Below are 8,011 nucleotides of genomic sequence, written 5' to 3' on the forward strand. Positions count from 1 at the left end.
GCCCTCCGCCGCCACCTAGTCGGCCGTGCTCCAAGGCGGAGCGTCGGCCCTTCGGGGACGGGACTCACGGGTGCATTTCCCTTCTCGTCGGCCCAGGCCTTTTCACCAAGCCGGCCCTCTCTGCGGGCGTCCGAGCGAAGGTACTTCTCCCGATCTTCGTCGCATGAGACTCTCTTGATTTGGCTCCTATTTTACTCGCCGCCCTCCGGGGTGTCAATGCCGACTGCCTGTCCCCATGGGAAAAAACCGAGGAGAAGATTGGCCGGGGCCGGCGCCGGCGCGAGCCCCGCTAGTCGATATTCATGCACCTTCCGGCCGGGCCTCTGTCGCCTGGTTGTTATTCTTGATATACGTCTACTGCCGACAGCAGGTCGCCCACGCGCTCCGTGTTATCTATCTACTCTCCACGGCCGGATGCCGATTCCCTTATCGGTTTTGTGCCGTCGCGATGTACCATGTTGATTTTTCACTACATAGCAAAGAAGCGGGTAGCCCGCATCGAGCCACCCGCTTCGAATATCTTGCAGAAGATAACTATCTCTCAGTGGCCCTGGCCCAGTCGCTCCTGGATGACCTGGAGCCCGCGGGCGATGGCCTGTTCGAGCAGCTCGGGGTGGCGTCCACCGGCCTGGGCCATGTCGGGGCGGCCACCACCGCCGCCGCCGGCCACCTTGGCCGCTTCGCGGACGATCTCCCCGGCATTCAGTCCCTTGCCCAGAAGGTCCTTGGTGACCACGCTGACAAAGCTGACTTTGCCTTCCCCGGCCGGGGAGCCGATGATGACCACCCCGGTCCCGAGTCGATCGCGGATCCGGTCGGCCAGTTCCCGCAGACCTTCCTGATTGGCCGTCTGGACCTGCCCGGCGACCACCATGACCCCGGAGACGTCGCGGGCGGCCGCGACCATCTCGTCGACGGCGAAACCGCCGAGCCGGCTACGCAGGGTCTCGATCTCATGGTCCTTCTCCCTGGCCAGCCTGTGAAGTTCCTCGATCTTGACCGGCACTTCGGCCGGGGTCGTCCGGAGTTGTTCGGCCGCCTTGGTCAGGAGGTCGTCCCGGCTTTCGACGTAGCGGAGAGCGCCCGTCCCGGTGACCGCCTCAATCCGACGGAGCCCAGAGCCGACGCTGCCTTCGCCGGCCACCTTGAACAGCCCCACTTGTTGGGCCGTCTTCAAATGGGTCCCGCCGCACAGTTCCTGGCTGAACTCGCCGACCCTGACCACCCGAACCCGTTCCCCGTACTTCTCTCCAAAGAGGGCCGTCGCCCCCTCGGCCTTGGCCTCGGCCAGGCTCGTTTCGTACCAGGTCACCGGGAGGCCCTCGAGGACCTTCTCGTTGACCATCTCCTCGACCGCCTTGACCTCCTCCCTGGTCATCGCCGAGGGATGGGAGAAGTCGAAGCGGAGGCGGTCCGGGTCCACGTACGAGCCGGACTGGTTGACGTGGTCGCCCAGGACCCGGCGGAGGGCGGCCTGCAGGAGGTGGGTGGCCGTGTGGTTGCGGGCCGTGGCCAGACGGCGGTCGCCGTCGACCTTGGAGGTGACTTCCATTCCCGGCTTGAGGATGACCTCGCCGACCCGGCCGACGTGGAGGAACTTGCCGTCTTCCAGCTTCCTGACCCCATAGACCTCGAAGACTTGGGACTCACCCGAGGTCAGCTGCCCTTGGTCGCTGACCTGGCCACCGCTCTCGGCGTAGAACGGCGTCCGGTCGATGAGAAGGTCGACCTCCTCGCCCGGCTCGGCGGCCGGCACGACCTGGCCGCTCTTGACGATGGCCAGGACCCTGGCCTTGGCCGTCAGCTCGTCGTAGCCGACGAACTCGGTCTTCGGAAAAGCCTTCAGGGATTGGGCGAAGGCGGCCGACGAGTCCCAGCCCTCGACCCCCTGCCGGGCGGCGCGGGCCCGTCGTCTCTGCTCTTCCATGGCCTTGTCGAAGCCGCCGCGGTCGAGCTTCAAACCGTTCTCGGCGGCGATGTCCTCGGTCAGGTCGAAGGGGAAACCATACGTGTCATACAGGAGAAACGCCTGCCTGCCGTCGAGGGAACCGCGTCCCGTGGCCCTGGCCTCGTCGATCATGCCCTCGGCGATCCGCATCCCGTCGTTGAGCGTCGAGTTGAACCGCTCCTCCTCGCCGCGGATGACCCGGGCGATGGCGTCTTTCTTGGCCTCGATCTCCGGGTAAGGCTGGGCGAAGATGGCCGCGGCCGTGGGCACCAGTGTGTGCAGGACAGGGTCCTGGAAGCCGAGGGTTCGGGCGTAGCGGACGGCCCTCCGCAGGAGTCGCCGGAGGATGTATCCCCGCCCCTCATTGGACGGGGTGGCCCCGTCCCCGATGGTCATCGTCACGCTTCGCAGGTGGTCGGCGATGACATTCATGGCCAGCCGCGTTTCGGGAGTCTTCTTATACGGCACTCCGGACAACTTAACCGTCTGGGAAATGATCGGGTAGAGGAGGTCGGTCTCGAAGTTGGTGTCGACCCCCTGCAGGATCGAGGCGATCCGCTCGAGGCCCATCCCCGTGTCGATATTCTTCTTCGGTAGCGGCGTGTGGCTGCCGTCTTCGTTGTGGCTGAACTGGGTGAAGACGAGGTTCCAGAACTCGAGCCAACGTGAGCAATCGCAGGACCCCGGGAGACAGTTGGGCTTGCCGCAGCCGAGGTGCTCCCCGCGGTCGATGTAGATCTCCGAGTTTGGGCCGCACGGGCCGGGCCCGATGTCCCAGAAGTCCGAGGGGTCGTCGAGGACCCTCGATAGCGGCAGGCCGACTTTCTTCAGCCAGATCTGCCTGGCCTCATCGTCGGTCGGGTGGACGGTCACATAGAGCTTGTCCGCGGGCAGTTCGAAGACCCCGGTGACCAGTTCCCAGGCCCAGGCGATGGCGTCTTCCTTGAAGTAGTCGCCGATGGAGAAGTTGCCGAGCATCTCAAAGAAGGTGTGATGCCGCGGGGTCTTGCCGACGTTCTCGATGTCGTTGGTCCGGATCGACTTCTGGCTGGAGACCAGCCGGCGGCTGGGGGGGGTCACCCGCTCCTCGAAGTAAGGCTTCAGCGGAGCCATGCCGCAGTTGATCCAGAGCAGCGTCGGGTCGTCCACGGGGACCAGCGACGCGCTGGGCATGACCTTGTGGCCCTTGGAGGCAAAGAAATCGAGGAAACTCTGGCGGATCTCGTCGCCGGACATTCGTCTCACCTTGCGGTCCTCTCCTTTAGTCGACTAGTCGACTAGTCGACGGAAGTCTGGTTATGTCTATTGAGCCCACGGGGGCCAGGCAAAAACAAAAACCCCGCCCCGGTCGATCGACCAGGGGCGAGGGTTGCTCGCGGTACCACCCTGTTTACCGGCCGCGCAAGACGCAGGTCCGGTCAACTCGTGCCGGCGATTACGGGCCGACCCGTCGGTTTGGGCCCCCCGCCCGGTTTCCATGGAACCGGTGCGGGGGTCTGGCCGAAGCTCCGGGGTGGCTTGAAAGACCCCTTGCGCCAGCCCCTTTCGCACCTTGCGGGGCCTCTCTTTGACGCCGTTTTACAGGCTCTTTCTTTCCCATCATCGCCGAGCTCTTTTTGGAACTTACTCTTCATTATACCTCCCCTGTCCAGCGCTGTCAACTGATCCATCGTTGAAACTGATCCATCGTTGAAAGCCGCCGTTCAGGTCTGTACGGCCCGCTCGAAACGCACCAATGATGCACGAAGGTCACCGTCGCCCTTGAAGATGCTTGAACTGCCGGCCACCAGGACGCCCGCCCCCCTCTCCACGCACTGCCGGCCGGTGACGACGCTGATCCCCCCGTCGACTTCGATAGATAGGCTCGCTCGGCAGCCGTCTCCGGCGGCCCTGACGGCCTCGATCTTGCCGAGCGTCGCTGGGATGAAGGGTTGGCCGGCGAAACCCGGCTCGACCGCCATTACCAAGACGAAATCGAGCTCTCCGAGGAGGCCGGCCAGTCGGTCCGGGGGCGTGCTCGGGTTGAGGGCCAAGCCGGGCGCCATCCCCAGCCGCCGGGCCTGGCGGATGACCCGCAGCGGGTAGGGCGTTGCCTCGAGGTGGAAGGAGACCATCTCCACCCGAAGGTCGGCCAACCGGGCGAGATAGGGTTCCGGGTCGCTGACCATCAAGTGGACGTCCAGGGGAACGGAGGTGACCGCCTTGATCTGTCGGACGTGCTCGAGACCAAGCGACAAGTTGGGGACGAAGTGTCCGTCCATGATGTCCAGGTGGAACAGGTCGGCGCCGCCCAGCTCCAGCAGTCGCAGGTCGTCACCGAGGTGGAGAAGGTCGGCGCACATCAGCGATGGGGCGATCCTCACCACTCGAGACCCCTCCCCCTGGCGAACTCGCGCATTTCGTCGGCCCCGGGCAGCGACGGTTGAGCCCCGAGCCTGGTGACCGCCAGAGCCCCGGCGAGGCCGGCATAGTGGACGGCCCGCCGGATGTCGCCGTGGGCGACGTACTGGAGAGTGAGTTCGGCCGTGAAGGCGTCGCCGGCGGCGGTTGGGTCGACTACCCGGACCGGGTTGGCCGGGAAGGGCTCGGCGAGGCCGTCGCCGTAAAGGAAGGCCCCCCTGACGCCCAGCTTGATGACGATGAAGCGGGCCTGTGAGCGACGCTGCAGGACCTCAGCGGCCCGCTCGACCCCGCCCCGCTCTGCGGTGTCTATGCCGGTCAGAGCCAGGGCCTCGGTCTCGTTGGGAGTGAGGATCTCCAGGCCGCCAAGCTCCTCCAGGGGGAAGGGCTGAGCGGGCCCGGCGTCGAGAATCGCCGGGAAACCCTTGGCCCTCCCCAGGCGGCAGGTCTCGACGACCACCAGGCCCGGGACCTCCAGCTGGGTGATGACCGCGTCCCAGGGTTCCGCAAAGGCCGGGGCGAGGTCGTCTACGGTCACCCCGAGGTTGGCCCCGGGGTAGACGATGATCCGGTTCTCCCCCGTATCTTCCAGGATGACCACGCCCAGGCCGGTTTGGCGCGACGGGTCGGCACTGACAAAACGGTCGTCGACGCCTTCTTGGCGCAGAGAATCGCGGAGCCTCCGCCCGTCTGGGTCTTCGCCCACCCGACCGATCAGCGTGGTCGCCCCGCCGAGCCTGGCCGCGGCAACAGCCTGGTTGGCCCCTTTGCCGCCGGGCACCATCAGGTGTTCTGATCCGAACAGGCTTTCCCCGGGCTGGGGAAGGCGGGCGGTCTTCAGGACAAGGTCCATGTTGAGGCTGCCGACCACCAGGATACGGGCCTTCCCTCCGGCGACTGGGATCACCGTCTTTCATCCTCCTTCTTGCAGGAGGAGTCTACGCCGTCTGCCTCGGGTTCACCTGCTTTTGGGGTGGCCGTGGCGGCCATCTTGCCGGCTCCGTAAGTCAGGATGACCTTCATGATCCCAGCCGTCGGCACAGCCAGCAGGAGGCCCCAGAAGCCGGCCAGTTCACCGCCGGCCAGGATGGCGAAGAAGACCCACAGGGGATGGAGGCCGATGCTGTCGCCCATGATCTTCGGAGCCAGGACGACGTTCTCCAATTCCTGGATGACGGCGAAGAGGATGATCACCTTGACGGCCAGGGCGGGGGACCTGGTCAGGGCGATGGCCACCGCCGGGGCGGCCCCGATGACCGGGCCGAAGTATGGGATGACCTCGGCGAAGGCGGCGAAGACCCCGATGATGACCCAGAACGGTAGACCCAGCACCCGGAGACCGAAGGCGAAAACCGCCCCGACGACGGCCGAGAGGATGACCTGCCCGCGGAGGAAGCGGGCCAGCACCGAATCGATGGCCGAGAGGAGGCCGCCGACCTCGGTCCGCGATTCGCGGGGAAGGCTGTTGATGAAGCCGCTCCGGATGGTCTGGAGGTCCTTGAGGGCATAGAAGGCAAGGAACGGGGCCAGGACCAACCCCGGGATCCAGGCGATGGCCCCGAGGATCCCGGTGATGGTCGCCCCGATCACCTTGAGCAGACCGCCTTCCGCGTTGACCAGACTCTGGTCCAACATCAGGCGGACCGATTCGGGCAGAGCCAACCGGGCGTAGAACCGCTGCAGACCAAGGCCGAGTTCCTGAAGCTGTTTGGTGTAGGACGGGAGGGTCTGGGTGAGGCCGTACAGCTCGGCCAGGGCCGACGGGATGATCCAGGCGACGAGGAGGGCGGCCCCCCCGATGACCAGGAGGTAGATGAGGATGATCGACCAAGTCCGAGGAAGGCCATGCCGCTCCAGGGAACACACCGGCGGCTCGAGGATGTAGGTGATCACCCCGGCCAGGATGAACGGGCTGAGGATCCCCCGCACCCTGGCCATCAGGAGCAGGGCGGCGGCCATGGCCGCAAGGAGGACGATGACCCGATTCCGCCGAACGGAAAGCCAGTGTTGACCAGCCATGCTATGCCCCCCTTTCCCGACCTTGGTCCCCGGCAGCGTGAAAAGGAGGAGGCCAGACGCCCCCTCCCACCACCGTTCCCTCACGGTGCATCGCTGTCAACGAAGGTTGTCCGCCGCGTCCCGAGCCGCCTCACGGCCGCGGTGCCACACCTTCCCGGCCCGGCCGGACCAGTCCTTGCTGGTCTCCAGGATCCGCTTCCGGGTGTCGGGTTTGAGCTGCGGGGCTACCGCAATGGCCGCGATCATCCCGATCAGACCGCCGGCCAGCATCCCCGTCCAAAAACCCTGCCGACTCATGAAATCACCTCCGCCGCCATCATGGTCAGGACTCGCAGCCGACCCGATCAGGCTTCGGATCAGCTGATCCTCGAGGTCACGCCCAGGCCTACGTCCGTGCCCGACCGAGTCCCCTCATCGGGGCCGAAGGCCACCAGGGTCCCCTCAGGGTCGATCCGATAGAGGTGCGGCCCGCCTTTCCCGGACAGGCTGAACTCGATGAAGCAGTCCCAACAGTAGTACTGCCCGGTCCCGACCTTTCCCACAACCTTACTCCCGCATTGCGGGCAGGCCACCGTTTTCAGCTTCCAGCCCCCCTTTGTCCGCGGCCCCCGGCTGAGCCGGTCGATCAGCCCGATTGGGCGGCACGATCACCGCATCCTGCCCCACGACCATCCCCGGGGTGATCGGCAGGACTAGCTTGCCGTCGACCACGTCCCGGAACAGCCCCCCCGAGACCTGATAGCCGAGGATCCCGCCGGTGCCCGGGTCGATGACGAGGTCGTCGACGATCCCGAGATCCCGGCCATCGGTCGTGATGACCCGCTTGTCGTGCGGGCTTTCGCGACCGTGCTCGCCGGCCTCCACCCCGCTCACCCGGCTGGGGGCCAGCAGGACCGTCTGGTCCTGGACGATCACCGCGTCTTCCCCTAGACTCTGGATGTCCTTGAAGCGGATGGCCTTCCTCCAAAAGCGCCCCGGGCAGACCACACGAAGGCCGCTGAGGCGGTCGCCCCGGCGGCTGAGCAGCAAATCCTTGACGACACCCAGTCTCTTCCCCGTTTGCAGGCTGATCACCGGAAGACCGATGATGCCGCGTCGTGTGCGCATCGGACGGCCCCACTTTTTCCGTAGCGTGCCCCCCTGAAAGGCAAATAATACGCTCCCCACTTGGCTTTTGGAGGTTTTTCCCTCCCCTGGAACGAATCTGAGGAATCGTCCGGAAAAGGGGGCCCGAAGGATTTGCCGGGAAAAAGAAAGACGGCCGGTGGGCCGCCACCGTCTCTCGGTGACTATCAAACGAAGAGGGACTTTCGGAACACTCCCGAACCATCGGGGGCGGCAAGACAGTCGTCTGCGCCGTCGTCGGCGGGTGGGGACGCCCCGCCGGCGAGTCCGCCGCCAGCCGGCTTCCCCCGCTTCGTCGTCCAGGAGCACCACGCCTCGCACCTGCACTGGGACCTTCGCCTGGAGATGGACGGAGTCCTGAAGAGCTGGGCCGTGCCCAAGGGGCCGCCTCTCGAGCGCGGCATCAAGCGCCTGGCCATGCAGGTCGAGGACCATCCCCTGGACTACATCAGCTTCGAGGGGGACATCCCGGCCGGTAACTACGGCGCCGGGACGGTGGCCATCTGGGACCAGGGCAAC

General features: G+C 65.9%; 8 protein-coding genes. 1 reads left to right on the top strand and 7 read right to left on the bottom strand.

All coding sequences use genetic code 11. The features are described 5' to 3' along the window. Window positions 1–541: 541 nt before the first annotated feature. The 7 genes from alaS to VGL40_03360 all read right to left on the bottom strand — a co-directional run bounded on the left by alaS (window position 542) and on the right by VGL40_03360 (window position 7,474). Window positions 542–3,184: an alanine--tRNA ligase gene (alaS, locus tag VGL40_03330; GenBank protein ID HEY3314301.1), complete on the bottom strand. Its 2,643-nt coding sequence runs from the start codon at window positions 3,182–3,184 to the stop codon at window positions 542–544. A 467-nt stretch (window positions 3,185–3,651) separates the two neighbouring features. Beyond that, a complete protein-coding gene (rpe, locus tag VGL40_03335) occupies window positions 3,652–4,314 on the bottom strand; it encodes a ribulose-phosphate 3-epimerase (GenBank protein ID HEY3314302.1) in 663 nt (220 codons plus the stop codon). Further along, the gene (locus VGL40_03340; protein HEY3314303.1) at window positions 4,308–5,255 is read right to left on the bottom strand and encodes a ribokinase; all 948 of its coding nucleotides are present in this window, start codon (window positions 5,253–5,255) and stop codon (window positions 4,308–4,310) included. The genes rpe and VGL40_03340 overlap by 7 nt, the downstream gene beginning before the upstream one ends. Further along, window positions 5,252–6,367: an AI-2E family transporter gene (locus VGL40_03345; protein ID HEY3314304.1), complete on the bottom strand. Its 1,116-nt coding sequence runs from the start codon at window positions 6,365–6,367 to the stop codon at window positions 5,252–5,254. The genes VGL40_03340 and VGL40_03345 overlap by 4 nt, the downstream gene beginning before the upstream one ends. A gap of 96 nt (window positions 6,368–6,463) precedes the next feature. Continuing rightward, window positions 6,464–6,664, bottom strand: a complete 201-nt coding sequence (locus VGL40_03350) for a YtxH domain-containing protein (protein ID HEY3314305.1) — start codon at window positions 6,662–6,664, stop codon at window positions 6,464–6,466. Window positions 6,665–6,723: 59 nt separating this feature from the next. After that, window positions 6,724–6,909: a hypothetical protein gene (locus tag VGL40_03355; GenBank protein ID HEY3314306.1), complete on the bottom strand. Its 186-nt coding sequence runs from the start codon at window positions 6,907–6,909 to the stop codon at window positions 6,724–6,726. Between the two features lie 4 nt (window positions 6,910–6,913). Beyond that, window positions 6,914–7,474 carry a PRC-barrel domain-containing protein gene (locus VGL40_03360; GenBank protein HEY3314307.1) on the bottom strand — a complete coding sequence of 187 codons (561 nt, stop codon included), beginning with the start codon at window positions 7,472–7,474 and terminating at the stop codon, window positions 6,914–6,916. A gap of 132 nt (window positions 7,475–7,606) precedes the next feature. Here VGL40_03360 and VGL40_03365 point away from each other — a divergent pair. Beyond that, window positions 7,607–8,011, top strand: a 405-nt coding sequence (locus tag VGL40_03365) for a DNA polymerase ligase N-terminal domain-containing protein (protein ID HEY3314308.1), incomplete at its 3' end; no start/stop codon positions are given.

The organism is Bacillota bacterium (assembly GCA_036504675.1).
Classification (GTDB): Bacteria; Bacillota; Sulfobacillia; order JAJYWN01; family JAJZPE01; genus DASXUT01.